The sequence below is a fragment of the Natrinema sp. SYSU A 869 genome (assembly GCF_019879105.1).
Lineage (GTDB): Archaea > Halobacteriota > Halobacteria > Halobacteriales > Natrialbaceae > Natrinema.
This window is the reverse complement of sequence record NZ_CP082249.1, coordinates 558015-584300: the sequence shown is the minus strand read 5'-3', so window position 1 is coordinate 584300 and position 26286 is coordinate 558015. Positions and strand designations below refer to the sequence as shown.

Sequence of the window (26286 nt, the reverse complement as noted above, 5' to 3'; positions counted from 1 at the left end):
ATACTGGCTGTGGGCTACAGTTGGTCGATCCACTCGCCGGTGGTCATCGACGCGGGCGGGTTGACCTGTTCGGGAGTGATCCAGACGGTATCCCTGAGAGCGACCCGATCCTCTTGGGGATCCGAGAACCCGTAGAAGGAGGGTTCGGTGACATTGTGGCTCCCCTGTGGCATGTTGACGAAGCCGCTGGGCGAGTTGAAGCCGATCCCCTCCATCGACTCCACCCACTGGTCTTTCGAGGGGTACTCGCCGCTCAGGTTGTACGCCCGCTCGACCGAGTAGACGTACGCCCAGATCGCCTGCCATGCGTGGAACGCGCCGTGTGCATACGGCGGTTCGTCGTACTCGTCCTGGTAATTCTGGACGAACTCCTCGTGGAGCGTGTTCCACTGCTGGGTGCCGAAGGGGTAGTGCGGGCCGCGAGCGCCGAAAATGATCCCCTCTGGAATCTCGTCCGGAATGTTCCCCATCACGTGACTCCCCGCGGTGAAACAGGGGATTGTGTCGTCAAACAGCCCCTGATTGTTCGCTTGTGTGATGAAATTCACTGCGTCGCCGCCCCAGTGGCTCGAGTAGATGAAGTCCGGATTGGTGCTGTTGAGCGCGCTGATCGTCGAACTGTAGTCGTCGTTCGGGAACGGCGTGAACCGCGCGTCGACGAGTTCAACGTCGATACCGAGACTCTCGACGGCTCGTTCGAACAGATCCCAGTTATTCCGCCCGAAAGCGTAGTCCTGATTGACTCCCGCGACGGTCCCGACCTCGGGGAGGGCGTTTTGCAAGAGCCGCGCCGCGCCGACCGCGTCGGTCGAACTGCTCGCACACGTCCGGAAGACGTACTGCGGGTCCGTCACCGCGTCGTCGAACAGGTCCGTCGTCCCCGTGTCCCAGACGACCGTCGGCTGCTCGAGTTCCTCCGCGATGGGTGCGACCGACAGCACGTTTGCGCTCGAGATGTATCCGAAGATCACGTCAAAGTCCTCGCGGGTCGCCAGCCGCCGGTACTGTTGGACGACCTCGTCGACGTTTTCGTCGAACTCTTCCATTTCGATCTCGCGTTCGCCCAAGATCCCACCGCTCTCGTTGATCCGATCGACGGTCATCCTGGCCGATTGCATCATCGGGACGCCGAAGACGGACGCCGAGCCGGACGTAAAGCCAATGCAAGCGATTCGGAGCGGTTCGTCGGGGATCGGGCCGCCGCCCGACCCGTCCTCGCCCTGGTCTGCGGGGTTGCTACACCCGGCGAGCCCCATCGACGCCGCGACGGTCGCGGTTCCGGCACCCTTCATGAACCGTCGCCGACCAATCTTTTCTTTGATATTTGGGATCCCACGCTTCACGATTTTGCCATCAGGATCGAACGACGATGCCATACCGTGCCATGACATTATACCCCACAATAAATATTATCCCTAGTTGAAATGTTATTTCGCACGATCGTTCACCTTAGGATAGTCACAGCAATCTAGAAACGATAGCTGTTTCCGGTGATTTCGAGGAGTTCAACCAGCTTGACCGTCAGTAATTATTCGAGGATCCCCTCGCGTTCCTCGAGCGAGGTCCGACGGATCTTGCCGGACGAGGTCTTCGGGAGTTCTGCGAGGAACTCGATGTCCTGTGGATATTCGTACTTCGCGAGTCGGTCGCGGATTTCCTGACGGAGGCGCTCCTTGAGCTCGGGAGATGCCTCGTAGCCCTCGGCGAGCACGACGAAGGCCTTCGGAACTTCCCCGCGCTCGTCGTCGGGAACGCCGATGACGCCGGCGTCCGCGACCGCGTCACTGTTCGCCAGCGCCTCCTCGATCTCGACGGGGCCGATGCGATAGCCCGCACTGATGATGACGCTGTCTTTCCGCGAAACGAACTCCAGGTAGCCGTCCTCGTCCATTCGTCCAAGGTCCTCAGTGAGCAGCCAGCCGTTGTGGACCTTCCGATTCGTCTGCTCGGGTTTGTTCCAGTACTCTTTGAAGCAGACCGGGTTCCCCTCGTATCGGACGGCGATCTCGCCGACTTCACCGGTTTCGACCGTCTCCTCTGCGGTGTCCGGATCGACGATCGCGATCTCGTGGCCCGGCGCGGCGCGGCCGATCTTGCCGTCACGGAACTCGGTCAGTGCTGTACAGTCCCCGGCGAGCATGTTCGCTTCGGTCTGGCCGTATGCTTCGTGGACGGCAGCGCCGTCGAAGACGTTTCGCGCCCACTCGACGATCGTCCGGCCGAGCGACTCGCCACCGCTGGGCAAGCATCGAATGCTGGAGACGTCCCACTGACCGGGATCGTCTAGTCGCTCCAGCATTCGGAGCGCCGTCGCGGGGCCGAAGAAGACCGAGACGCCGTGGCGTTCGATGATCTCCATCGCGGTCTCGGGATCGAACGACTCGTCGGCGGTGTGGGCGACCACCGGTTTCCCGTAGAACAGCGCCGGGAAGACCACGTCGAACAGCGTCGCTACCCAGGCCCACTCCGATGGCGTCCAGAACACATCGCTCTCCCGCAGTTCCATGTTACAGAACCCGCTGACGACCAGCGGGAGGTTCCCGAGGAGCACCCGATGTGCGTGCCTGACGCCCTTCGGGTCGCCCGTCGTCCCCGACGTGTAGATGATGATGGCGTCGTCCCCAGCGGCCGTCTCCACGGTTTCGAACTCCCGCGAATGCGAGTCGACTAGGTCCCGGAAGGCGAGTTCATCTCTCTCGGGTTCAACGTCACCGACCGCGACGACCGTCTCGAGTGACGGCGCACCGCTTGCGACGTCTCGAAGCGTCTCGACGTTCGAGTCGTCGACGAAACAGGCGACCGCATCGGCGTCGTTCAGCCGGTAGGAGACGGCCTCCGTCCCGAACAGTGTACTCAGCGGGACCGAGACTGCGCCGAGCTTCCAGCAGGCAATGTGGGCAACGACCGTCTCCGGCCGCTGGCGCAAGTTGATCGCGACCCGGTCGCCCCGCTCGACCCCGCGGCTCCGCAACGCGTTCGCGATCGCGTTAGCGGCATTTCGGAGTCGCCAGAACGTGTACGTTTCCCGACCGCCCTCGCCGTCGTCGGCAAACATCGCGACCCGCCCCTTCTCATCGGCCCACCGGTCACAGACGTACCTCGCCATGTTGAACGTCTCCGGAACCTCCCACTCGAACGCCTCGCGGAGGCTGTCGTAGTCGTCCCAGCCGTCGTCGTAAAAGTGGTACCCCTCGAGTTTGTCCGTAGCTGTCATATTCTACTGAATTACTAGGCTGGTAATACAATTTATGGTGAGACATACCAACCCACTCCGTCGATTAGTGTTTCAAGCGCAGTATTTCGGAAAAGAAGTCGGAAGTCGAAATCGGAACCCTTCGCGCTGAGATCAATTCGGGATAAATATAAGTAGACGAGTATGAAAGGGGCCCAATTAGTACAGTATGTGTGGACACGACTCTCGGCGGTCGATTCGGTGGGTGTGACGGAATGGGGACCCAGCAGTCTCGAGCCGGTATCTTCGCGGCGTGTTTCCTCGTCTCGGTTGGCGCGAACGCGTACATGATCGCCCCGGCAAGCATCGTGCCACTGCTCGAGGCAGCCTTTGGAATCGACAAGGCCAGCGCCGGACTGGCGATCAGCGCGGCCATCCTCGGCTCCGTTCTCATCCAGCTCCCTTTCGGCTATCTGATGGATCACTACGACAACCGGCGGCTGATGACTTTCGGCACGGTCATCTTCGTTCCCGTCGCGATTGTCGGATCGTTCGCAGGCACGTATCCGCTCTTCCTCGTGACTCGAGCCGTCGCGGGAATCGCCGGCGGTGCGCTGTTCGTCCTCAGTACTAACGTCGTCGCGCAGGTCTACAGCGGTCCCCGGCAGGGGTTCGTGACGACGGTGTTCATCGCGAGCGCGCCGCTGGGGTTCGCCATCAGCCAGTTCGGCGGTCCGATCGTCGCATCGGCGTTCGGCTGGGCGACCGTGTTCATCGTCTCGCCGCTGCTCTCGGCGGTCGGGTACCTCGTTTTTCGCCTCTCGCAACCGACGGCGATCCAGACCGACGACCAGATCACGTTCGGCGAGTTCGGGGACGCGCTGCGGAACCGATCGGTACTGCTCGTCTCGCTCTCCGGGTTCTGTTCATATCTCCTCTATATCTTCATGAACTCGTGGATGCCGACCTACGCGACAGAACGGCTTCCGCTGTCGCTCGGCGAGGCGGGCGCGATAACGGCGCTATTGCCCGCAATCGGCATGATTGCCCGACCCGTCGGTGGCTGGCTCTCGGACTACGTTGGCTACCGTCGCCGGCTTGTCGTCGTCTGCTCGCTCGCCTTCGCGCTACCGGCGTTCTTCGTCGTCTCACGGACCATCTCGACGGTCCTCTTTTCGATTATTCTGCTCGGCGTCGGTTTCTCGCTCCAGTTCGGGATGGGCGTCTACTACGTGTACACGCGGGAACTCGCGGCGGCCGGGTCCGGCGGGACGAGTCTCGCAGTATTCACGTCGATCGCGTTCACCGGAACGCTCGTCTCGCCGACGCTCGGCGGCTGGCTGATTGGTGCGTTCTCCTGGGAGACGACGTTTCTCCTGTACGCCTGCATCGGGATCGCCGGCATCGGCGTCCTGTTCCTGACGAGCGACTCGAACCCGACTCCAGTCGAGTGACTCGTCAGTCGGAATCCACAGCGACGGTTACCCGCTCGTGAACCACCGACGCGAGCCACCGCTCGAGATCTGCAGCCGTCATCCGTCCCCGGTGAGCGACGTAATCGGACGGCCAGCGCATCACGTCCGCCACAACGCTTAACAGACCGATCATGGGGTATGGACGTATGTCAGATCCGACACCAACGGCGGTCGAGCAGACGACTCGTCGACGAGAAGCAGGAAGAACGGTCGCAGCCAAATCTGGGGTGCGACCCCTCGAGAACGCGGGCGGGTCCGTCGCGGAGGCCGGCCGATGAGCGCCGGAACCGACCCTGAAGCAGACAGTTTCTTCGAGCGGGCCGCGGTCGGCGATCGCATGGTCACTCAGGGCCGGACGATCACCGAGGCCGACGTGACGAACTTCGCTGGCGTCTCCGGCGACTTCAACCACCTCCACACCGACGGTTCCCGGATGGCCGACTCGGCGTTCGGCGAGCGGATCGCCCACGGCATGCTCGTCCTCTCGGCCGCGACGGGCCTGATCTGGCAGAGCCGCACCGCCCTCGAGCGCGAGTCGATCGTCGCCTTCTACGGCATGGATAATCTCCGATTCACCGCGCCGACGTTCATCGGCGACACGATACGCGTCGAACGCGAGGTCCTCGAGACGGAGCGAACGCCCGACGCGCCGGGTACTGGCACGGTTCGCTATCAGGTCGATGTTATCAAAGCCGACGAGACGACGGTCCTTTCCTGTGAGATGACCTCGCTCGTCGAATAGCGGGTCCCCGTTTTCGTCCCGGATGGCACCATATCGGTATAGCACAATGGGATTTATGAGTCGTGTTTGGGACGCCACGATTGAGTCGATGTGTAGTAAATTCTCAGTGGCTCACGAACCGATTCGGCAAGAAGCGACCGAAGCGTCTGCATCGAATTCTCCGAAACTGTGTCCCTCGTCGCCCACATTGTCGCTGTCTCGCTACTGAGTTACACGGTAGATGCACTCAAGGTAGGTCTCGCGGACTCGGTCACCCCAATTATGGGTGTAGGTGTCGATCACGTCGCCGGCGACGTCGCCCCGGAGGTACTGGACAATCCCCCGATCGCCGGTCCGATCCCGCAGATGGGTGGTGAAGAAGTGCCGAAAGTAGTGGGGCGTGACGTTCTCCTGGGTCCCGCCGCCGGTCCGGTACCAGCCGTGCTCTCGAGCGTGTTTCTCGACGATATAGCGCACGTCCGACGGCGTGAGCCGCTCGCCCCACGAGTCGCGAGTGTCGAGAAAGAACGGCCGCGCCCCCGAGACCGCGTCCGGCCGGATTGCTAGCCACTCGAGCAGTACGCGCCGAAGTTCAGCGTCGACGGGAACCACCGTGTCCCGCTTTCGCTTGTTCGATGCCGTCCGTTCCTCGCCGTTGACGGTCGTTCCGCGGGCCGGTTCGGATGAGACGAACAGCGACGACGGCCGCCGTTCGAGTCCGACGCGAGGCGTCCACTCAAGGTCAAGTTCTGGCATCTCGAGATGGAGGTCCCGCAGATCGAGATTACACAGTTCGCCGACGCGCATCCCCGTCTTCAGGAGAGTGACGACGACGGCCCGCTCGAGGGGATGGTCGATCGAGCCGACGAACGATCGCATTTCGCCGACCGAGATGTCCCGTCTCGTCGGGTTCGTATCGATCGATTCGGACATCTCCTCCATAACCAACCCCATCGGGTTGTCGTCGAAGACGCCGACGCGGGTCATGTAATCGTAGAACCGGTTGAGATACGAGGCGTAGGTCGCGATCGTGCTGGATTCGAACTCGCCGCGCAGCGAGTGAATCCAGGCCATGCATTCACGACGCTGGGTCGCCCCGACCGCCTCGACGTCGAAGCGCTCCCGGACAAACGCCTCGAACCGCCGGAGCACGCGGTCGTAGGCCTCGAGGGTTCGCTCGCTCTTCCCGTGGTATCGCTGATCGTCGAGGAAGTACTCGATCGGATCCGTCACGTCCGCCGGGGCGTCGGGTCCGGGTTCAGTCGCCATCGCCACCACCGTCGACGGTCGTGTACCCACCGTGGCGTCCGCTGTATCGAATTCGGTTTGCCGACTGCAGTTCCTCGAGGAGCTCGTCCAACCGCGACTCGATGTCGTCCGCAACTGCCTCGAGGAGCTCGTCCCAGGAATACGTGTCACTAGAGAGTAATTTAAGGACCCGTGTCTCGAGGCCGTTACCCCCAGGGTCTGGGTCCGAGGAATCGGGTTCCGCTGAGCCGGATTCGAACCCCTGACGCCCCGCCTGGACCATCGTTCGAACAAACTCGCTCTGGCTCATATCGAGTTCGTCGGCGTGGGATTCCCACTCATCTTTCTGGTAGGCCGGGACGTACGTTTTGACAGAAGTTTTAGACGTATCCGCCGAATCGCTCATACGCCATCCATCAGACGCGAGGATATTCAATCTACCCATTATTCGAGCTAAGTGAGTTTATCTCAATCTACGGGGCCCATATTGTGCGAAGTATGGTACTGTAGTTAGATATTAACTGCAGTAGCAGGCCTATGAATGCAGATGTACATCCCTGAGATGTAGGGCCACAATTTGAGATATATATCGTAGGGCAGATAATCAGCGATCAATCTCTCGCCGTCACTCGCGTCATCTATCACTCACTTGCCGGCCAGTAAATGCGATCACCTTCACTCTCATGCGTTACTTGAGTGGGGATCACCAACTCGAATGGAGGATTTCAAAGCCACTCGAGGAACCACGATTTCTCCTCAGTTAGTACGGCCGTCGACTCAGTCGACTGGCTACCGAGAAGTTGTGATCGTCGATCAATTCGGGTTGGGACGTCGGCTCGAGTTCCCGTTCCGCCCTCCGTTCGAGCGCCGCAGTTCGATCGTCGATTTGTCGAACGGTATGATTGGGAGAGTGGCTCTAGCGACTCGAGTCGACCTGTTCCCCTCCATCGGGCAGAAATACCATCTGTCGGTACGGACCAGCACGATACCGGATCCCGAGACCGGCTCTCGAAGCTGATTCGACCGCTATCCGGATGGTGACAGCGTGTGTGCCCGTCGACTTTACGAGTCGCCGTGTTACTGACCTCAAGCACCAGTGACTTTGGCGCTGTCACGGGAACTGTCCGGCCGTCAATCGAAATTGATGTTGCCGGTTGATGTCGGTCGTCTTGGCCCTGCCCACCGGAACCCTCCCTGCTGTGGCATCACGATTCACTCTCTGTACTTCGTTCTCGAATTCATCGGTATTTCTGTGACTCAGGATCGATTGCTCGCTACGAGGACTCGTCGGCAGGACGTTGGCCTCGGTGGTTATCTGCTATCCCGTCGTAGTAATCAGCCGTGATTCGGGGGTCTCGATCCGACTATAATAAGCCGTTCACTCCCCTGACGGAGACACTCGTTGGAGTAGACCCATCTGCGTAGCCATCAGTACCATTCGATCGAATCCGCTCAGAACGCCACTGAGAGGGTTCCAGAGCAGTAGACCGGTGATCGACATCGAAACCGGCCCGTCCGATCCGTATTGGTTCGACATACTTGTAGTACAGTAACAGTCTCGAACAGTCCTGCATTCGACGGTATAGTCGATTTGATCCCGATTTTCACACTGGATCGCTGTCCGAACCTAGACTGATGAATCATATGTCGCTATATTCAGTCTAGAGTGTAGACCCATCGCGGCAGCGACTATTCGATAGGTGTCCGAAAACGGACTGTCGGAATGGGATGAGGCGGTCGAATTCCGGTCAGGTTCGGAGGAGTTCGTTCGAGTTACTCATGCGTACCGTGACTTCCCATTGGCGGTAGTTATTCCCTGCTGGTTGCCGTCCGAATCGATATGGCTGACATGACCGTGAACGAGGCCCTGGCGAAGTACGGCCCGTCCGAACTCACGCGCGACGATCTGCTGAAACTCGAGGACCCACAGTACACCGCCGAGAACGTCGCGATCGTGACGGGAGCGGGGTCCGGTATCGGACAGGCCACTGCGCTGGCGTTCGCGGCGAACGAACTGACCGTCATCGCGACGGACCGCGACGAAGAGGGCCTCGACGAGACGCAGAGCCAGGCCGAGGAGCTGTCCCTGTCGGGGGAACTCGTCACGGTCGTCGGCGATCTGACCGACGACACAGCCCTCGAGCGGATCGTCGACGAGGCGGCCGAGCAGGGCAATGTCCGCTATCTGGCCAACATCGCCGGGATCCAGACGGTCGCGCCGATCGAATCGTTCCCGCTCGAGAAGTACGATTTGATGCACGACGTCATGCAGCGCGCACCGATGGTACTCACGAAACACTGCCTGCCACATTTCCGAGACAACGAGGACGGGAAGGGCGTCGTCGGGAACATGTGTTCGGTCCACGGCCATATCGTGACCCAGGACAAGGTGGCTTACAACACGACGAAATTCGGGCTCCGGGGACTCACGCAGTCGATCGCGGCTGAAGGCGAGGGCGACGTCCGAGCGTTTACCGTCAGCACCGCCTACGTCAAGACGGCGCTCGTCGCGAAACAGCTCCCGGATACGGCCGACCGCCGTGATATGACCGTCGACGAGGTCGTCGAGAACGTGATGCTCGAGCATACCCAGGTCAAAGAGATGATGGAACCGTACGAAGTCGCGAACCTGTTCGTGATGGGCTGTTCGCATCACAGCGCGCATCTCAACGGCGGCGATATGACCCACGAGGGCGGGATGAGCCTGACGTACTGATTCTCATCGTAGCCGCGCCAGAGCTGGTCAGCGTTCCTGGCAGTGTAGAACGACCCGGACGGTTTGCCGTTGGTCCCCGCTCGATTTCGACGGCAGGATAGTCCGAACCGCTGAGGTAGTGCCCCGATCCGCTCGAGCAGCAGGCACTTGCCACCGGTGAATCACCGCTCGTCGTCGCTCTCAGTCGACGAGTCCTCGTCCGACGAATCGCTTGAGTCCCGAAACCACCGCCCGACCGTCCGCTGGCGCTGACGCGCCCGGAGCCGGTCCTGTAACCGCTCCTCAATGACGGCCTGCATCTCGAGGCCCCGATCCGTATCCACGTCGTAGGCGGTCGCGGCCCGGCCGAGCAGCGAGGCGGAGCTAGCGGTGTCGGCGGTGACGCTGGCGAGTCGTCGTCGGCGCTGGAAGATCGTCTCCTGGTGGAGGACGGCCTGGACCCGGTAGTAGGGGACAACCTTCGTTGTCCGCCGCCAGAACCCCGTGCGCGTGAGGAAGTACCGGTCGTCGATGCGGTAGCCCCGATTCCGCCACTTCAGGTGCGCCGCGATTGGGGCGAGTATGACGAGGGCGGCGATGACGTACCACTGACGGACGATCCCCGTATATCGCGCCAGCAGATACGCGATGCCGACGATGGCACCCACGACGAGCAGGTATCGGACCGCGTACCGCTCACGAGCACGGCGCGGCGGCGACTCGAGGTCAACCGGGCCGAACGGTTCGATCGCACGGGCGAGTTCGGCGACCCGATCGGCGTCGGCGAGCGGAATCGCGGACTCCGCCCCGCGGGAGTCGGACTGACCGGGCGCGTATCCGGCTGTCTCGACGCTCAGTGCGGCGTAGCCGAACCACCGGAACGGGATCGACTCCGAGACGGTGAGCGTCTGGACCTTCTCGAGGGGATCGTCCCGCTGTAGCGCTGGAGGAGGCCGCGTTCGTAGTAGAGTTCGTCGCCGACACGGGTGAGCCGAAAGCCGTAGTATCGGGTGAACGTGAGGGCGGCGCTGATGACCCAGGCTGCGAGCAGGAAGAGCAGGAGGCCCCAGACGAGCGCAAACAGGCCCGTTTCCGGGCCTGGAAGCCCGCCGATACGGTCTGTCGGAACCAGCGCCACGGGATCGAGGCCGCTGGCGAACGAGAGCGCGATGCCGCCCAACAAACTTGCCCCCGGATCGATGGTAAAGACACTCAAGATTGTGAGTTCGTGCGGCTGAATCTCGAATAGGACCTCCTCATCATCGCCCGTCCCTGTTTCGAAGTCATCGGCCTGAGTCTCCGACACGGAGGTATCCGAGTCGGGTTCGCTGGCACTCGCACCACCGCGGAGCTGTCGCCTGAGGTGGTGGGCTTCCGCCTCGCCGACATACTCCAAACTGACTTCGGTCTGCCCCCCGCCCGCGGTCTCGATGTGGACGGCGGCGATCCCGAGGACGCGGCCGAGGACGTTCTGTCTGATATCGACGTTCTGGACTCGTCCTAAGGGGAGCTCGCGGTCCCTACGTGCGAGTACCCCCGAGGTAACGTCGAACGTATCGTCAGTGAGTTCGTACCGGAACCGTTGGTAGTAGGCGAACTCGTAGATGATGCCGATGACGATGCCGATTGCGACGAGTCCGAACACGGACAGCAGGTCGGTCCCGTTCCCGCCGGGCGAGGCGACGATCCCCACGACGAAGAACAGAAAGCCGGTGTTGAGGCTCCGCGAGAGCGAGCGGACGGCAACCGACGCCGGATGGAGCGTCTTCATACGGCATCCTCACCCGCGCTCTCGATCGCGAGTTGGCGAAGCGACTCCTGCAGGTCCTCGGCTCGAGCCGGCGTGAGTCCTGGGATCGCAACGTCGGAGCTCCGAGAGCCGGCCGTATAGACGACAACTGTCGCGAGCCCGGTCATTCGCTCGAGCGGCGACCGCCGGGAGTCGACGTGCTGGACCCGAACGTAGGGGACGACCGTTTTGATGCGCGTGAAGACGCCGCGTTTGATATAGAGATCGTCGTTCCGGAGTTCGAACCGCCAGACGCCGTAGCGCAGCCAGGCCACGACGACGCGCAGGAGAGCGAGAACGACGGCGATCGCGACGGCGGCAGGCACGAGGGCGTCCGGCGCTGACTCCCAGATGTCTGTGCGGGTGAGACCGAGTGCCGCACCGACGATGATCCCACCGAAAATCGTGGCTCGAACGAGCGAGAGGAGCAGCCAGACGACACGCACTCGCGGAGTGAGCCGTTCCATACGTACTGTGAGGACACAACCGGATTAAAGGGTGGGAAAGCGGCGGCGGTTCTCACGGCTTGAAAGGAGGGCGATCCGGCGGTATCGTTTGAGACTGTACAGGTTTGAGACTGTACAGTTCAGTATTGCCGCGACGCACACAACTCCTCTCTCGAGGGATAGAGACCAGAGCCGCGAACGAAGTCGTTCTCACCGGCGAGGCGATCGACCCGGAACGTGTTCGCGGACTGGGAGTGGCCAACCGAGTCGTCACCGAACGCGTCGAGGAGCGGACGCGACTTCGTCGGCGGAATCGTCGATCACGACGGAGACGTGGGCAGCGAACTGCAATCGAAGACATCCGTTTCCGAGAGAGTGTGCCGCTCTGCCGGCAATCCACAGCTATTTGTGCATAGTTGTCATACAGCTTCGGTAATGGGCAATGATCACGTCACCCCCGATTTGTTTGCCCTCCGAACGGCAGCCGATGACGTTCCGGTCGACCACGTAATCCGCCTCCTCGGAAAGTACCACGCTCGAAACGCGATTGTCACCCTCCACGATCACCAGACGGTGACGGTCGACGAACTTGCCGACGTTCTCGTGGCCGCGGCCGCCAGTAGCGACGAGACGATCGCGACGCCGTCGGATCGCGATCGGATTCGGATCCGACTGTATCACGTGATTCTCCCGCAACTCGACGAACTGGGATTCATTTCGTTCGACAGCGAGACGAACACCGTGACCGAGACGTCGATTCCGGGAGCGGTCACTGCCGCACTGGGGATCGACGACTGACTAACATCACTCGCTTCGAGACGCCATCGAGACCGTCGACCAACGGCGGAAAACGCTCGAGATACACACCGATGAGGAGTCGGTCGTCGCGGAGTTCCGACAGCAGTTCGACACGCGGAACGTCGACGTAACTCACCGGCCACTGGGTGCGATCGACGAGACGGGGTTCGTAATTGTACGGGACAGCGACGGCGAGTTTCAGGGTGCGTTGGGGATCGACCAGTTCGAGGCGGTCCTCTCACCCGAGATCCATCCGCCGTGGGAACTCGCCGAAACGGAGCTCGATAGCGAGGACCTGTTCAGCTTCCTCGAGAACACGCTGTTTTCGTCGTACGACCGTCGACAGATGGTGGCCACGTCTCGAGAGATCGAAGAACGGGCGTGGCGCGTCGGAACGGGACAGTTGTACACTGGTTTCCAGCGCCCCGCTGCGCTTCGGGACCAGACCGACGTATACGAGCGGTTCGGTGAACACGATTCGATCACCGTGACAGTATTCCTCGACGGAGAGTACGAAGGGCCGCTCACTGACGTTGTGACGGTCATCACGGACACCGGTGGCGAACTCGGCGCCTTCTGGCTCGTGGTATACGACGGCGGCGGGAGCGAGAAACACCGCTGTGCAGTGGTCGCCGAAGAACGCGATCCTGGTCAGTACTACGGGTTCTGGACGTACGATCCGGCGATCGTCGGTGACTTGATCGCGTATCTCGAGACGACGTACGACGGTCCCTAATCCAACGATCGATCGTCAGTTGGGTCTCGGATCCGGTCCCGTTGCTGTTGCATTATCGTTGTCCGATACGGCAGACGAAGCAAAAACGCGCCTCGAGAGTTACTGCGTCGCCGTTCGGACGTCCCCGACACGATAGAGGTCTTCTTGGAGTCCATCCCCGTCACAGTCCTCGTTTGGACACTCGTAGTGCCAGCCGTCCTGAGTTGCCGTCCCCTCCTGGAATTGCTCCCCACATACTTCACAGAGAAGTTGTCCGTTTGTACACGTATCGCGGTGTAACTCGAGGGCGAGCTCGGTCCGAAACGACTGGTTGCAGTCACGACAGGTGTGCATATTTCGTCTGATGCGAGCATCCGCCAAAACTGCTTGGGTTCTTTTATTCCGCCCGATTCAGGCCTGATTCGGCGTCACTATCCCGATTTGCCGACGACAGCTTGGGAAAAAAGACAGCTCAACCGACGTGTTTACCCGCTCTCGAGTAGTCCGTCGGGTGGGAGATTGAATGAACAGTGTTCCGTGTGAACATACCCGCTGAGAGACTGTCACTGTACTGGTAGTCTGATCATTTCCCAGCCGATTTCGTTCGGGTAGAATTCCCCGACCGATTTGTGTTCGGCGAGACAACGGGTAGGTGATGAACTCGCTCGTCATCGGTGGGCGGCTGTTCGCGGGCGTCTTGCTCATTCTGGCGAACGCCTTCTTCGTCACCATCGAGTTCGCGCTGACTCGCGCTCGACAGTTCACTGAGGAGGAGTTCGTCGGCGACGACCCCGCACTCGAGCGGGCCTGGGCGATGACCGACGACCTCGAACTCTATCTCACGACCTGTCAGGTGGGGATTACGGCCTCGAGCATCGCGGTCGGCATCGTCGCCGAACCCGCGCTGGCGGCCATCTTCGAGCCGCTGTTCGAGAACACGGTGCTGGCTACGGTCGGGAGCGGGGCGATCCTCGCATTCCTCATCATCAACCTCGTCCACCTGACCCATGGCGAGCAGACGCCGACGTATCTGGGCGTCGAGCGGTCGCGGATGGTCTGTCGGTACGGTGCTACACCGCTGTACTGGTTCTACTGGATTATTTCGCCAGTCATCACGCTCGGAGACGGGATCGCGAAACTGACGCTCAAACTCTTCGGGATCGAGATGACCGGCGCGTGGCTCGAGACCGAGGAGGATGTCATCGAGTCCCGTGCCGACCTCCGGAATCGGCTCGGCTCGATCCTCGAGGAGGGCGACCTCACCGAGGAGCGCCGCGAGGAGGTGATGAACACGTTCCGGATCGGCGAACGGTCTATCAGCGAGTTACTGGTGCCCGCCGAGGAGATTGTCGCACTGTCGACCGAAAACGATCCCGCGGAGAACATCCGGGAAATGGAGGAGCGACCGCAGACCCGCTATCCGCTGGTCGGCGACGAGTTGACCGACTTCCGCGGCATCCTCTATACGCCGATCCTCGTCAGGCACCGTGAGGAACTGGCCGACGGCACTGTCGACTTCGAGGAGCTGGCAGCGCCGCCAATGACGCTCTCGCCCGACACGGACGTCAGCGACGCGGTCGACCAGTTCCAGGCGGAGAATCAGGAACTCGCCTTAGTGATCGAGGACAGCGAGGAACTTCGTTCCTCGAGCAGTCGGACGCAGTCCGACGACGGTGCGGTCGTCGGCCTCGTCACCGTCACCGATCTGCTCGAGGCGGTGATGGGCGACATCGAGGACCCGCTCGATCAGGCCCAGCTCGAGCCGGTCGATGGCTGATCGGCCGTTGGACGAACGCTGACGGAGAACCCGTACCGGGTGCTGTACTGTCGCTTTTCGTCCGTCGGGGTCCTTATCGCATGACCCAGAGCGTAGCGAATCGAAAAAACACCGTCAAACCGACGAACCAAACGAGTCGCGTCCGATCCGTCTTAGTCGTCCTGCCCAAGGATGCCGCGCTCGGCCATCTTCCGGGGGTCGAGCACCTCGTCAGCTTCCTCCTCGTCGAGGTACCCCTTCTCAAGGACGACCTCGCGGACGGTCTTGTCCTCCTTGAGCGCGGTCTTGGCGACCTCGCTGGCCTTGTCGTAGCCGATGTGGACGTTCAGCGAGGTAGCCATCGCCATCGACTGCTCGACGCGGTCCTCGCAGTACTCCTCGTTGGCCTCGAGCTTGCGGACGAAGCGTTCGCCGAAGACCTGGCTCGCGTTCGAGATGAGTTCGGCCGACTCGAGGAAGTTGTGGGCCAACACGGGCTTGTAGAGGTTGAGGTCGATCTGGCCCTCCGCAGCGCCGGCGGAGACGGCGGCGTCGTTACCGACGACCTGCTTGTGGACCTGGTTGACGGCCTCAGCGACGACCGGGTTGATCTTGCCGGGCATGATTGAGGAGCCGGGCTGGTTCTCGGGCTGTTCGATTTCGCCGAGCCCGTTACGCGGGCCGGAGGCCAGCAGGCGGAGGTCGTTGGCGATCTTGTTCAGCGAGCCAGCGATCGTCCGGAGCGCGCCGTGAGCCTCGCTCATTGCGTCGTGGGCGGCCTGGGCCTCGAAGTGATTGTCGGCCTCACGGAACTGGACACCAGTCTCCTTCGTGATGTACTCCGCGGCGCGGCCGGGGAACTCCTCGTGGGTATTTAGGCCGGTCCCGGTCGCGGTCCCGCCGAGCGCGAGTTCCCCGAGGTGGTCGCGGACCTGATCGACGCGAGCCAGTCCTTTCTCGACCTGGGTGCGATACCCGCTGAACTCTTGGCCGAGCGTGACCGGCGTCGCGTCCTGCAGGTGCGTGCGCCCCGTTTTGACGACATCGTCGAACTCATCTTCCTTCTCCTCGAGCGCCTCGCGGAGGGTGTCGAGGGCCGGAATAACGTCCTTCTCGACGGCCTCAAGGGAGGCGACGTGCATCGCGGTCGGGATGACGTCGTTCGACGACTGGCCGTAGTTGACGTGGTCGTTGGGGTGGACGACGCGGTCGCCGATCTCGCTGCCCATGAGCTCGGCGGCGCGGTTGGCGATGACCTCGTTGGCGTTCATGTTCGAAGACGTCCCGGAGCCGGTCTGGAAGATGTCGACCGGGAACTGGTCGTCGTGTTCGCCGGCGATGACCTCGTCGGCGGCCTCGATGATCGCCTCGGCGACGTCGTCCTCGACCAGACCGAGGTCGCGGTTGGCCTGTGCGGCGGCCTTTTTGACGACGCCAAGCCCGCGGACGAACCGTCGGCTGAACGTGATCCCCGAGATGGGGAAGTTCTGGATCGCACGCTGGGTCTGTGCACCCCAGTAGGCGTCCGATGGTACCTGCATCTCGCCGAGGCTGTCCTCCTCGATTCGGTAATCGTCTCTGTCTGCCATACGCGGAGCCTCGGGACCGGTCACGTAAAATCCACCGAAAGCCCGAGATCGTCTTTGCGGGCGCGTTTACGCAGCGCCGACTGAAGCTGTTCCCGGCCCGTGCCGTGAATCTCGCGGGCCGTCTCGAGGTCGATATCGTCGATCGTCGGCGTCCCCCAGGCGAACGTCCGGGAACTGGCGGTGTCGACGGCCAGCGACGCCAGCCCGAGTCGGCGCTGGAAGACCGACCGCCGCGTCGAGACCGTCTGAATCCGGTAGTAGGGAATGACGGTCGTCCGGCGTTTCCAGAACCCGCTCCGGATCACGAGGTGGTGGTCACCGACGAAGTAGCCGAGGTTGACGTACCTGCAGTGTGCCGCAGGGGGAACGGCGGCGAAGACGATCGCGGTGAGATACCACTTCTCGAGGTCGGAGACCTGCGCGAGTCCGAACGCCGCGGTAACGACGGCGGCCGCGACGATGGCGTACCGAACGAGGTATCGTCGGCGGGCCAGTGTCGGCGGACGCCGGAATCGGGGCGATTCGACGCCAGTGAGGTTCTCGGCGAACTGATAGACGCGATCGGTTCCGGCCAGTGGGACGGCTGACTGGTTGCCACCGCCGCTGTCGGGACCGTATCCCGCGGTTTCGACCCAGAGCCCGGCGTAGCCGACCAATCGCTGGAGCGGGTTCTCGGTGACGGTGACCGACTGGACTTTCTCGGCGGGGATCGAGCCGCTGTAGCGCTGGACCAGTCCGCGCTCGTAGACGAAATCGTCCCCGGCCCGACCGAGGCGGAACCCGTAGTAGTTTGCCACCGTGTAGATCGCACTCGCGACGTACGTAGCGACCGACCACTGGATGGCGGTAATCCCGATCAGCACGAGGAGTGGTCCCACACCGGTACCGTCAAGCGTGTCCGGACCCCCGAAGGGACGGGCAATATCAAGAACGAACGCGGGGACGAAACTCGAGCCGGAATCTGCACCACCCAGGAAGAACAGTATCGCGATCGGGAAGACCGCTGCGCCCCATCGGAACGAGGTCAGGGCATAGAGCAGGAGTTCCCGGAACTCGAGGTCGAACAGGAGGGTCGGTGCACCCTCGTCTCGAGACCGCTCGTCCCGTGCGGTTTCGCTGTTGGTGGAGGAGTCGGATGTGTCCGCTGACACTGCCCGATCCTCGTTGTCTGCCGTCACCTCGGTCGTCTCAGTCGTATCGGTTCGCGCCGTCAGTCGGCGGATCTCGGATCGAAGCCGCTCTGCTTCGTCCTCGCTGACGAAGTTCAGGGTCGCCTCGGTGTCGCCGCCGCCGGCGGTCTCGATCGAGACAGCGGCGAGTCCAAAGAGCCGCTGGAGGATGCCCTGCGAGACGTCGACGTTCTGAATGCGCCGGTATGGGATCTCGCGGGAGCGCCGAGAGAGGACGCCCGAGGTGACGTCGAACGTCTCCGATGTGACCGTGTACGTAAACCGATAGTAGTAGGTGAGGCCGTAGGCGACGCCGGCGACGAATCCGATCGGAGCCAGCACGAACGTCCAGCCGACGTCCACGACGTCGAAGACGCTCGAGAGGATCATGACAACGAAAAACGGCATCGAGAGCCCGGTGACGCCGCGCTGAAGTGCCATCGTCACCGCACTGAACGGGTGTAAGCGATTCATATTAGACGGCGTCCTCGGCCTCGCTCTCGACGGCCAGTTCGCGGAGCGTGTCCTGCAGACTTCGGGCCCGATCCGGCGTCAACCCCGGAATGCGAACGTCGGCGTTCCGGGAGCCGGCCGTGTAGACCACGACGCTCGAGAGCCCGAGGACCCGCTCAATGGGCCCGAACTGGGTGTCAACGTGCTGGACCCGGACGAACGGGACGGCCGTCTCGACGAAGGTGACGACGCCTCGCTCGAGGTAGAGGGCGTCGTCCTGCAGTTCGAACCGCCAGACCTGATAGAGGCGGACGACGTAGCCGATTCCGAGGACGAGCGCGAGCGCAACGACGACGCCGATCGCGGCCGGCGGTACGGTGACCACCCACTGGTTGAGAGCGGCGAGAGCGATGGCGAGGACGACCACCGCGAGCGCGCCGCGGGCGATCCAGAGCAACCGGATGCGGGGATGAAGCGACTCCATGTTCGTATCATGTCAATGCTAGTGGATAAAGCTACGGCTCCGACCGATCACACAGCGCAGTGATTGGGCTCAGTGACGGGGACGGCGTCTCGAGTGCGAATTAGTCGCGGTAGGGACCGGTACGAGTCAATCGGCAGCAGGGACCGGTGCGGGTCAGTCGGCGGTGGGGACCGTGAGCACGGGCACTGACGCCGATCGGTGGACTCGCTCGGTGACGCTCGTCGGAGACAGGTATCGTCGGAGGCCAGTCCGAGTCGGTTTACCGACGACGATGAGGTCGACGTCGTTGTGACTCGCGTACAATTCTATTTCCTTGGCCGGGTCGCCGTATCGGAGCCGCTTCGCGACCGATATGTCGGTTTCGGTGGCGACGTCGCCGACCGCATCCAGCGCCGCTTCAGCGCTCGCCTCCCGTCGCTCGACCCGCATGTCCCAGTGATCGACGGACGCGTTCATCTGAACGACCGACAGCGCGTCGACTCGAGCGCCGTGACGGGCGGCCAGCGAGACGCCCGCAGCACCGACGTCGTCGTCAGTATCGCCGTCGATCGCGACGAGGATGCGGTCGAACGATCCGCGGTCGCTCGCTGTCGCGTCCGCGGAATCGTGATCCTCAAGGACGGTCGATTCCGTCGTTCCGAGAGATGACGATGCCATTAGTACATCGTACGGGCAGAGACGATATATAATTGTCCAGAAAATCACGCATAGTTGTTCGCTTTTTCACTTCCTGAAGCAGTTTCGGACAATGAATCCGATTCACGGTGTGAAAGCGGCGCTCCTGATTGGTTTTCGCTCCCGCTATCGGGCTCCGCGGTCGAAGCGCTGCTCATCATCACTGGTGGTTTGGACACGCAACGGCTCTCGCCCGCCTGCGACGCCACTGAGAGCAGGGCGAAAACGTACCGTCCCTACTGGTCGGCCTCGAGGTCCTCGTACTCCTCGGGCGTGTACGTCGAGAGTTCGAGGGCGTGAATGTCGGTCGTCATGTGGTCGCCGAGCGCGTCGTACACTTCCTGATGTTGCTGGACGAGCGGCAGGTCGTCGAAGACCGGCGAGACAACCGTCGCGGCGAGGTGGTCCTCGTCATGTTCGTCGCGCGCGTGAGTGACCGTTGCCTCAGCGTCCTCGAGATTCGATTCGATAAGTTCCTCGACTGCAGTCGGGTTCATACTGGGTAACTGAACCGCTCGAGCCAAAAGCACCGCGGTCGCGGCCAACGAGACGGTGGCCCGAGCGATTCAGAACGGCGTATCCGGCGGGACATCGCGGCCCGAAGACCCCTCGTCGGCCAGCCCCTCGAGTCCGGTGCTCACGGAGACGTGGTCGATCGGGTCGATTTCGTCGGGGAGCCGCTGTTGAATCGCCTGGGTCGTCATCGGGCTGACCCCGCAGCCACTGCACGCGCCGCTGAGGTTGATCGAGACGCGACGCTCGTCCAGATCGACATCGGTAATCGAGGAGTCGCCGCCGTGCATCTCGATCTGGGGGAAGTTCCGTCGGAGGAACAGCGATACCTCTTCGCGGACCGCATCCTCAGGGGACTGCTCCGTGTCGGACTCGCTCATGGGAGAGACGAGGGACTGGAGCGATATATACTGTCGGGCGAACCGGTACCCCCGAGCGTCGGAAACGGCATGGACCGAGCGGCTGTGAGCCGTCCGACCCGATGACGGCGACTTTATATCGACTCGAGACCCCGTCCTCGATATGTCACTGGCAGCCGAGACGCGTCGCGTGGTCGATCGGCATCCGTTCCTCCGGACTGCCCTGCGAGCCGGCGTCATCAACTACACCGCCGCCGCCCGGTTTCTCGCGGTCGACGGCGAGACAGACGCGATCGCGACGGCGCTGCGCCGATACGCCGACGAGTTGCCGTCGCACGAAACCGAGTCACGAGACGTCCGCGTCCGGATGGAAAGCGGAATCGGCCCGCTCGAGGCCGGAGAGCCGGACGGTGACGCGCTCGTCACGATCGGTGGCGCGGCCTTCGGTCCCGACGGTGGCGGCCGGACGGCTATCGTCGCGACCGGTGACGTTGATGCGTCCGCGCTTGCCGACACGCTCGTACGACTCTCCGTCGAGGATATTTCACCGGATGCGGCCGGCGTCGCTGACGGAACGCTGGTGATCGTGGTCGATCGACTCGAGGGAGCGAACGCCCTTCGGGCGATCGAGAACGCGCTCGAGCGAGCGACCGTTCGGTCCGAGTAACGGCCGAGAAAATACCTGCTGATCGCTCGTTCGGACTCATTCCCGGACGCTCAGTTATGCCGCGTCGCTATCGTACGCCTCGCTGAAATCCCGTTCGCGTCGGAGGAGTTCTTCGACGCCGTGCTCGAGGAGGACATCGCCGAGGATCGTCGCCCGGTAGTACGCATAGAGTCCCTCGCTGTCACGGTCGGTCTGCACGCGTTTCTCGACGAGTCCTACGTCCCGGAGCTTCCCGAGATGGTAGTGGAGCGTGCTGTCGTCGACGTCCAGAACCGAATCGAGTTCCGTGGGCGTCAGTTCGTCCGTGTGAGAGAGCCGGTAGAGGATCTCGAACCGGGTCCGGTTCCCGATCGCGGCCTGCATCTCGAGGTACTCCTCGAGGGAGAGTACGCTCCGCTCCGGGAGGAGGTCGGCCGGATCCTCCGGGGCATCGTCGGTGATCCGCGTGTGTTTCGTCCCCATCGTACCGAGGAGTACTCGCTCTCGGCTCTTAGTCCTTGTCAAGCCAGTTGTTACTGAAAACGCCATTCTTTATATACTTCGGGGCGGATCATCCCGGACATGGCCCGGAATATTACGCGGGATCTCATTGCGAATCGACTCGGTGACGTGGCGTACGATCGGTTCCTCCTCTATCTGATGGGGCCGTACAAATCGTTCAACCTAAACTACGTGTTGAGCGACGAGGAACTCGAGGAGATTTCGGTCGCGGACCTTCCCGGCCCGTTCAGGAAACTCTTCCAGAACGAGGACGCGATCGACGAGGCAGCGGCCCTGCTCCGGCGGGTGCAGGGAACGCTTCGGACCGATCCGGGGGTAAACGCCTTTCTCGCGGTCGACGTCGATATCGATACGGATGAGATCGATGCAGTGACCCAGAGCATCGAGTACGCCCGACGGGCGAACACGACCGTCTTCGTCCTCCCCTTCCTTGGACACAACTTCGGCATCGGGGAGGAAGCGGGGAGTATCCTCGAGAATATCGCCGAAACACACGGCGACAGGATCGTCTTCGTTCACGAGGCGAACGTGACCAGCGAGATGATCCGGTCGGCACGACGCCGCTGGGACCTCCGTCTCGAAACGTACGAGACGGAAGCGGAACTGATCGATACGGTGCGGCGGTTCGTCGTCACGACGATGAATCGCGAACGGTTCGGCGATCTCGAGGCACTCGAGTGACGGCGATCGACCCCGGGGAAGCCGGCCGATTCACGTCTCCGTTCGATATCAATCGGGCTCGTCGACGGTCGTGCCGTCATCCGCGTGGACGGCTGCGGAGATGGGGACGTCGTTCCGAATCAGTCTCGGCTTCGACCCCGTCTGATATGAAAAAAGAAAATCTCATGAACGCGTCCAAACGTCTCGCCCGGTTCGGCACGCGGCGCGTCGTAAAGAGGGCAAGTGCCGCGTTCGGGCGGTATCACACCGTTTAACTTTCGTCCGGGGGAAGTGAGGGTAATGACCCTGCACGTGACGAACACGTTGACGGGCGAGAAAGAGCCGTTCGAGCCACGGGATCCCGAGAACGTTCTCCTTTACTACTGTGGCCTGACGGTTTCGGACCCGCCACACCTGGGCCACGCGCGCTCGTGGGTCCACGTCGACGTCATGCATCGCTGGCTTGAGCACCTCTCATACGACGTGCGTCACGTCGAGAACTTCACCGACGTCAACGAGAAGATCGTTGCTCGCGTCGGCGAGGACGATCTCGGCGAGAGCGAGGCCGCAGTTGCGGAGACCTACATCCAACGGACGATCGACGACATGCGATCGCTGAACCTCCTGCGCGCCGAGGTCTACCCCCGCGTCTCCGAACACGTCCCCGAGATCATCGACCTCGTCGAGACCCTGATCGAGAAGGGCTACGCCTACGAGTCCAACGGCTCGGTCTATTTCGACGTGAGCGGGTTCGACGAGTACGGCAAGCTCTCGAACCAGGAACTCGACGAGATCGAGTCTCAGGGCGATCCCGACGAGCGCACCGAGAAGCGCAACCCGGCGGACTTCGCGCTCTGGAAGGCCGGCGGCGTCGATTCCGACGCGGTCGAAGAGCACCGTCACGAAGGCGTCGACCACGGCGGCGACACGCCCGAGGGCCTGACCTGGGACTCGCCGTGGAGCGAGGGTCGCCCCGGCTGGCACATCGAGTGCTCGGCGATGAGCATGACCCACCTCGACGAGACCCTAGATATCCACGTCGGGGGCCGAGATCTAGTCTTTCCCCACCACGAAAACGAAATCGCACAGTCGGAAGCCGCAACCGACCAGCAGTTCGCGAACTACTGGCTCCACTGCGAGCTGTTCCAGATGGACGAAGAGAAGATGTCCTCGAGTCTGGGCAACTTCGTCACAGTTGAGGAGGCGATCGACCGCTGGGGGACGAATATCGTGCGAACGTTCCTCACTGCCGGTTCCTACAACAGCAAACAGCTCTACTCCGACGAGACGATTTCCGAGGCAGAGGAGCGGTGGGACCAACTCGAGCGGGGCTACGAGGCGGCCGTCGAGGCGCTGGACTCCCCGGCGGCGAGTTCGAAGGCCACGGATGACTCCTTACGCGACGAGATCAACGGCGCTCGCGAAGCGTTTACGACCGCGATGAACGACGACTTCAACACGCGGGAAGCCCAGTCCGCGCTGCTGTCGATCGCGACGGCGATCAACCGCCATCTCGAGGACGCAAACGACGATAGCGGCCAGGACATCGATCCCGGCGGGTACGATTACCGCGGGCTTCGGCAGGCCGTCGAGACTCTCGAGGAACTGGGCGGTATCCTCGGCCTCTCCTTTACCGGCGATACGACCGGATCCGCGGCGCTTGCGGGCGACGTCGTCAACCTCGTGCTTGACGTCCGCGAGCAGGAGCGCGAGGCCGGTAACTACGAACGCGCCGACGAGTTGCGCGACGAACTCGAGACGCTGGGAATCGAAGTTCAGGATACGGACGACGGCTCGACGTATCGGCTGCCATCCAGGGAGTGAGTTCGGTTTCGCGGGGACCGACCCTGCCGTGGCCGACCAGTGATCGAGGCACTCTGTTCGGTCGACCGGTTAGTGCTCGATGAGACTACACCGGTAGCAACGCGTCTCGAGTGTGACGCGCTCGTGGAAAGTGATCCGTAGTGACGACGGGCTAACGGCGTTCCAGAGCCGCGTTCGCGGAGTCTCGACGATCGGCGCGTAGGCGACGGCAGTGAAATCGCGTTCGAATGTTCATCAGACTGTGAAGATCGGCGCGGCGCTTATTCCCTCGACGCTGGTCGGAGTGAGTGATATGGATCGACGGCAGTTCATCAGTGCGCTCGCGGTCGGCAGTATCGGGACGGCGGCCGGCTGCCTCAGCGACATCGTCGACGACGCGACGACGTTTTCCGCAGCGCCGGCGCGCGTCGCCGAGGCGGCGGCCGCGGAGGCCGGCTATGAGTATCAGGGCACGAGACGGCGGGTCGACGAGGAACGCGTCGGCGGCGAAGACGTCGAGGCGACGAGCTACATCAGTACGTACGATCGGGCGATCGACCTGCCGGCCGATCGGTTCGGCGAGGAGCCGGTTCGCTCCGGCGCGTTCGGCGTGCTCACGACACCGCAGGTCCGCGTCGGTGACGAGGACTTCAACCCGGTCAGCGACCTCTCGAACCGGGAGATCGCCAGTCGCCTTCAGAACGACTACAAGGGACTCGAGATCGACCGGGCCGTCGGCGGCCGCGCGCTCGAGGCGCTGGGCGAACGCTTTTCGTTGCAGTCGTACGCCGGTACGGCGATGCTACAAGATGAATACGAAGTCGATGTCGTCCTCGAGATCGTCCAGCGCGAACATGAAGACGACCACATCGTCGTGGCCGCCGTCTACCCCGCCGACAATGTCCTTCCCGGCGGGTCGGAGCGAGAGCGAATCGATACGCTGATCCGCGGCCTCGAGAGCTACGACGACCTCGAAGTCGATATCGTCGAGAACGGTGGGGACGGCGACGAGGAGTGAACGAGATCGGTGATCGACGGCCGGCAATTCTCGGCGACGCGATACCGATGTGACCCGCGATTTCACGATTACGTTCAGAGGCCGATCGCGGCGGCGAGCGAGAGCCCGCTCGCGAGCGCGCCGAGCAGGTAGCCACCGATTGCACCGCCGTTGAGCAGCGGCAGTCCGGCATGGGCTCGCCCCTCGAGCACCATGTACATGAGCGCGAGCAGGCCGGCGATCGTTCCGAGCGCCGCGCCGAGTGCCGGCAGGTTCAGCGTGATAACGGGGACGGCGAGGGTTCCGACGTCGAGGAAGGCGGCTGCACTGGCGACGAGGACCGTCGGAATGACGGCGTCGCCGAGGCCGATGAACAGCGCGTCGCGATCGAGCGCGCCCTCCTCGGTCTGGCCGTCGTTTTCGGCCGTGGCAGTATCGTCGGTTTGGGCTGCACCGCCGGTCGTCTCGTCAGTGGTGTCGTTGCCGGGAGTATCACTGGGGATATCGCCGTTGGTCTCGGCCTCAGTCTCAGTCTCAGTGCCGCCGTCCTCGAGGACGTCGTCAGTGCTGCCGGCCGCGAGGTATGAATACGAGAGCGTCATTGGGATGACGAGCACGACGGGGATCTTGAGGTCCATGACGCCCTCGGCGAGGTCGAGCATGTGTTCGGTGCCGTAGACGCTGATGGCGTCATAAATCGCGAGCACGGAGAGCAATAGCAGTGCGGGGAGGAGGCCGAAGCTGATCCCGAACAGGGCGGCGGCACCGCCCCCCATGATCACGCCCGCGCTGTCGATAACGTACCACTCGGGATACCACAGCAGTGCGCCCCCGACGGCCAGCGAGGCGACGATTGCAAGGCCACTTGCAACCCCGTTCGAGACGAACGGTCCGACAATCGAGGGGACGAGTTCGGCGAAGACGTACCACGAGATCATCACGCTGACGCCGATAAGCAAGAGCCTGATGAGCCAGTCGAGGTCGTACTTGAACGCGGCGAGCATGAGCCCGGTCGCGACGAGCATGACGCCGACGTAGAGGATACTATTGGTCGGATCCTCGGGATTCTCGACGGCCTGCCGGCCCGATTCGCTGAACGGGTCGACCAACGCCAGCGCGCCGAGCTGGACGCCGAGAAACAGGAGGACCGTCGCGCCGACTGCGGCGAGGATCCGGGTTCGGTCGTTCATAGCGCGGCGTTTGCACCCCGCTCCTATTGGTTTTTCCACTCCGCGTTCGCGAAAACTGCGGCCGAATCTCTGGACCGAGCGGACCGAACCCGGACAGGAACGGCCGGACAGCCGGACGGTCGGATGATCGACGGCCGAACGGTCTGGACGCTACCGTGTGTACAGCGTCGATCCGACCAGCGACGGCAGGTGAACGCCGTCATCGGGCGTCACCGCCAGATAGGGCCGCGAGACGGGCCCGAAGACGTCGACGACGCGGCCGACCGTCTCGAGATCGTCATCGATGACCATCGTGCCGATCTCGTCGCGGTGGACCTCGATATCGGTGGTAGGCCCGTCACCGTCAACCTCGTCCGCCCGCAAGATCGCGAGCCCCTGTGCGGTACGGACGACTGCGCCAACCCGGCGCAT

27 protein-coding genes and 1 pseudogene are annotated in these 26286 nt (G+C 62.6%); 11 read left to right on the top strand and 17 right to left on the bottom strand.

The window, feature by feature from the left end:
- Window positions 1-14 precede the first annotated feature (14 nt).
- Window positions 15-1376: an ABC transporter substrate-binding protein gene (locus K6I40_RS11020; RefSeq protein WP_222919042.1), complete on the bottom strand. Its 1362-nt coding sequence runs from the start codon at window positions 1374-1376 to the stop codon at window positions 15-17.
- Between the two features lie 152 nt (window positions 1377-1528).
- Window positions 1529-3214 carry an AMP-binding protein gene (locus tag K6I40_RS11015; protein ID WP_222919041.1) on the bottom strand — a complete coding sequence of 562 codons (1686 nt, stop codon included), beginning with the start codon at window positions 3212-3214 and terminating at the stop codon, window positions 1529-1531.
- A 191-nt stretch (window positions 3215-3405) separates the two neighbouring features.
- Between K6I40_RS11015 and K6I40_RS11010 the strand changes: the two genes are divergently transcribed.
- On the top strand, window positions 3406-4626 hold the full coding sequence (locus tag K6I40_RS11010) for an MFS transporter (protein ID WP_222919040.1): 1221 nt from the start codon (window positions 3406-3408) through the stop codon (window positions 4624-4626).
- Between the two features lie 4 nt (window positions 4627-4630).
- On the opposite strand, the gene K6I40_RS11005 is transcribed toward K6I40_RS11010, so the two are convergent.
- The gene (locus K6I40_RS11005; protein WP_222919039.1) at window positions 4631-4780 is read right to left on the bottom strand and encodes a hypothetical protein; all 150 of its coding nucleotides are present in this window, start codon (window positions 4778-4780) and stop codon (window positions 4631-4633) included.
- Between the two features lie 13 nt (window positions 4781-4793).
- Here K6I40_RS11005 and K6I40_RS28375 point away from each other — a divergent pair, with 13 nt between their 5' ends.
- Both K6I40_RS28375 and K6I40_RS11000 read left to right on the top strand, forming a co-directional pair.
- Window positions 4794-4925: a hypothetical protein gene (locus K6I40_RS28375; RefSeq protein ID WP_255681981.1), complete on the top strand. Its 132-nt coding sequence runs from the start codon at window positions 4794-4796 to the stop codon at window positions 4923-4925.
- Complete coding sequence (locus K6I40_RS11000; RefSeq protein ID WP_222919038.1) at window positions 4922-5389, top strand: MaoC/PaaZ C-terminal domain-containing protein; 468 nt, start codon at window positions 4922-4924, stop codon at window positions 5387-5389. The genes K6I40_RS28375 and K6I40_RS11000 overlap by 4 nt, the downstream gene beginning before the upstream one ends.
- Before the next feature lie 201 nt (window positions 5390-5590).
- Here K6I40_RS11000 and K6I40_RS10995 read toward each other — a convergent pair whose 3' ends face one another.
- Together K6I40_RS10995 and K6I40_RS10990 are read right to left on the bottom strand one after the other, a co-directional pair.
- Complete coding sequence (locus K6I40_RS10995) at window positions 5591-6637, bottom strand: tyrosine-type recombinase/integrase (RefSeq protein ID WP_222919037.1); 1047 nt, start codon at window positions 6635-6637, stop codon at window positions 5591-5593.
- Complete coding sequence (locus K6I40_RS10990; protein ID WP_222919036.1) at window positions 6627-7022, bottom strand: DUF5805 domain-containing protein; 396 nt, start codon at window positions 7020-7022, stop codon at window positions 6627-6629. The genes K6I40_RS10995 and K6I40_RS10990 overlap by 11 nt, the downstream gene beginning before the upstream one ends.
- Before the next feature lie 1443 nt (window positions 7023-8465).
- Between K6I40_RS10990 and K6I40_RS10985 the strand changes: the two genes are divergently transcribed.
- Window positions 8466-9332, top strand: a complete 867-nt coding sequence (locus K6I40_RS10985) for an SDR family NAD(P)-dependent oxidoreductase (protein WP_222920346.1) — start codon at window positions 8466-8468, stop codon at window positions 9330-9332.
- 161 nt (window positions 9333-9493) lie between these two features.
- Here K6I40_RS10985 and K6I40_RS10980 read toward each other — a convergent pair.
- Both K6I40_RS10980 and K6I40_RS10975 read right to left on the bottom strand, forming a co-directional pair.
- A pseudogene (locus tag K6I40_RS10980) lies at window positions 9494-11082 on the bottom strand (PH domain-containing protein).
- Window positions 11079-11567, bottom strand: coding sequence for a PH domain-containing protein (locus K6I40_RS10975; protein WP_222919035.1), 489 nt, complete (start codon window positions 11565-11567; stop codon window positions 11079-11081). The pseudogene K6I40_RS10980 and the gene K6I40_RS10975 overlap by 4 nt, the downstream one beginning before the upstream one ends.
- A gap of 414 nt (window positions 11568-11981) precedes the next feature.
- On the opposite strand from K6I40_RS10975, the gene K6I40_RS10970 reads away from it, so the two are divergent.
- Window positions 11982-12344, top strand: coding sequence for a hypothetical protein (locus tag K6I40_RS10970; RefSeq protein WP_222919034.1), 363 nt, complete (start codon window positions 11982-11984; stop codon window positions 12342-12344).
- 25 nt (window positions 12345-12369) lie between these two features.
- Window positions 12370-13080 (top strand): DICT sensory domain-containing protein, encoded by a 711-nt coding sequence (locus K6I40_RS10965; protein WP_222920345.1) that lies wholly within the window; start codon window positions 12370-12372, stop codon window positions 13078-13080.
- A 99-nt stretch (window positions 13081-13179) separates the two neighbouring features.
- Here K6I40_RS10965 and K6I40_RS10960 read toward each other — a convergent pair whose 3' ends face one another.
- Window positions 13180-13413 carry a transcriptional regulator gene (locus K6I40_RS10960; RefSeq protein WP_222919033.1) on the bottom strand — a complete coding sequence of 78 codons (234 nt, stop codon included), beginning with the start codon at window positions 13411-13413 and terminating at the stop codon, window positions 13180-13182.
- Window positions 13414-13714: 301 nt separating this feature from the next.
- Here K6I40_RS10960 and K6I40_RS10955 point away from each other — a divergent pair, with 301 nt between their 5' ends.
- Window positions 13715-14836 (top strand): hemolysin family protein, encoded by a 1122-nt coding sequence (locus tag K6I40_RS10955; RefSeq protein ID WP_222919032.1) that lies wholly within the window; start codon window positions 13715-13717, stop codon window positions 14834-14836.
- Between the two features lie 152 nt (window positions 14837-14988).
- Here the strand turns inward: K6I40_RS10955 and K6I40_RS10950 are convergent, their stop codons facing one another.
- The 6 genes from K6I40_RS10950 to K6I40_RS10925 all read right to left on the bottom strand — a co-directional run bounded on the left by K6I40_RS10950 (window position 14989) and on the right by K6I40_RS10925 (window position 20078).
- On the bottom strand, window positions 14989-16404 hold the full coding sequence (locus K6I40_RS10950; RefSeq protein WP_222919031.1) for a class II fumarate hydratase: 1416 nt from the start codon (window positions 16402-16404) through the stop codon (window positions 14989-14991).
- 20 nt (window positions 16405-16424) lie between these two features.
- Entirely contained in the window at window positions 16425-18047 is a 1623-nt protein-coding gene (locus tag K6I40_RS10945) for a PH domain-containing protein (protein WP_255681977.1), read from the bottom strand.
- A gap of 1 nt (window position 18048) precedes the next feature.
- Entirely contained in the window at window positions 18049-18510 is a 462-nt protein-coding gene (locus K6I40_RS10940; RefSeq protein WP_222919030.1) for a PH domain-containing protein, read from the bottom strand.
- 153 nt (window positions 18511-18663) lie between these two features.
- On the bottom strand, window positions 18664-19167 hold the full coding sequence (locus K6I40_RS10935) for a universal stress protein (RefSeq protein WP_222919029.1): 504 nt from the start codon (window positions 19165-19167) through the stop codon (window positions 18664-18666).
- A 254-nt stretch (window positions 19168-19421) separates the two neighbouring features.
- Window positions 19422-19682: a BolA family protein gene (locus tag K6I40_RS10930; protein WP_222919028.1), complete on the bottom strand. Its 261-nt coding sequence runs from the start codon at window positions 19680-19682 to the stop codon at window positions 19422-19424.
- A gap of 69 nt (window positions 19683-19751) precedes the next feature.
- On the bottom strand, window positions 19752-20078 hold the full coding sequence (locus K6I40_RS10925; protein ID WP_222919027.1) for a NifU family protein: 327 nt from the start codon (window positions 20076-20078) through the stop codon (window positions 19752-19754).
- Between the two features lie 142 nt (window positions 20079-20220).
- Here K6I40_RS10925 and K6I40_RS10920 point away from each other — a divergent pair, with 142 nt between their 5' ends.
- Window positions 20221-20724, top strand: a complete 504-nt coding sequence (locus K6I40_RS10920) for a hypothetical protein (RefSeq protein WP_222919026.1) — start codon at window positions 20221-20223, stop codon at window positions 20722-20724.
- Window positions 20725-20778: 54 nt separating this feature from the next.
- Here the strand turns inward: K6I40_RS10920 and K6I40_RS10915 are convergent, their stop codons facing one another.
- On the bottom strand, window positions 20779-21186 hold the full coding sequence (locus K6I40_RS10915) for a winged helix-turn-helix domain-containing protein (protein ID WP_222919025.1): 408 nt from the start codon (window positions 21184-21186) through the stop codon (window positions 20779-20781).
- A 99-nt stretch (window positions 21187-21285) separates the two neighbouring features.
- Between K6I40_RS10915 and K6I40_RS10910 the strand changes: the two genes are divergently transcribed.
- The 3 genes from K6I40_RS10910 to K6I40_RS10900 all read left to right on the top strand — a co-directional run bounded on the left by K6I40_RS10910 (window position 21286) and on the right by K6I40_RS10900 (window position 24706).
- Window positions 21286-21906 (top strand): hypothetical protein, encoded by a 621-nt coding sequence (locus tag K6I40_RS10910; protein WP_222919024.1) that lies wholly within the window; start codon window positions 21286-21288, stop codon window positions 21904-21906.
- A 279-nt stretch (window positions 21907-22185) separates the two neighbouring features.
- A complete protein-coding gene (gene cysS / locus K6I40_RS10905; protein WP_222919023.1) occupies window positions 22186-23709 on the top strand; it encodes a cysteine--tRNA ligase in 1524 nt (507 codons plus the stop codon).
- Between the two features lie 292 nt (window positions 23710-24001).
- A complete protein-coding gene (locus tag K6I40_RS10900; RefSeq protein ID WP_222919022.1) occupies window positions 24002-24706 on the top strand; it encodes a DUF6517 family protein in 705 nt (234 codons plus the stop codon).
- 74 nt (window positions 24707-24780) lie between these two features.
- Here the strand turns inward: K6I40_RS10900 and K6I40_RS10895 are convergent, their stop codons facing one another.
- Together K6I40_RS10895 and K6I40_RS10890 are read right to left on the bottom strand one after the other, a co-directional pair.
- Window positions 24781-25875, bottom strand: a complete 1095-nt coding sequence (locus K6I40_RS10895) for a presenilin family intramembrane aspartyl protease PSH (protein WP_222919021.1) — start codon at window positions 25873-25875, stop codon at window positions 24781-24783.
- Between the two features lie 150 nt (window positions 25876-26025).
- Window positions 26026-26286, bottom strand: a complete 261-nt coding sequence (locus K6I40_RS10890) for a Gar1/Naf1 family protein (RefSeq protein ID WP_222919020.1) — start codon at window positions 26284-26286, stop codon at window positions 26026-26028.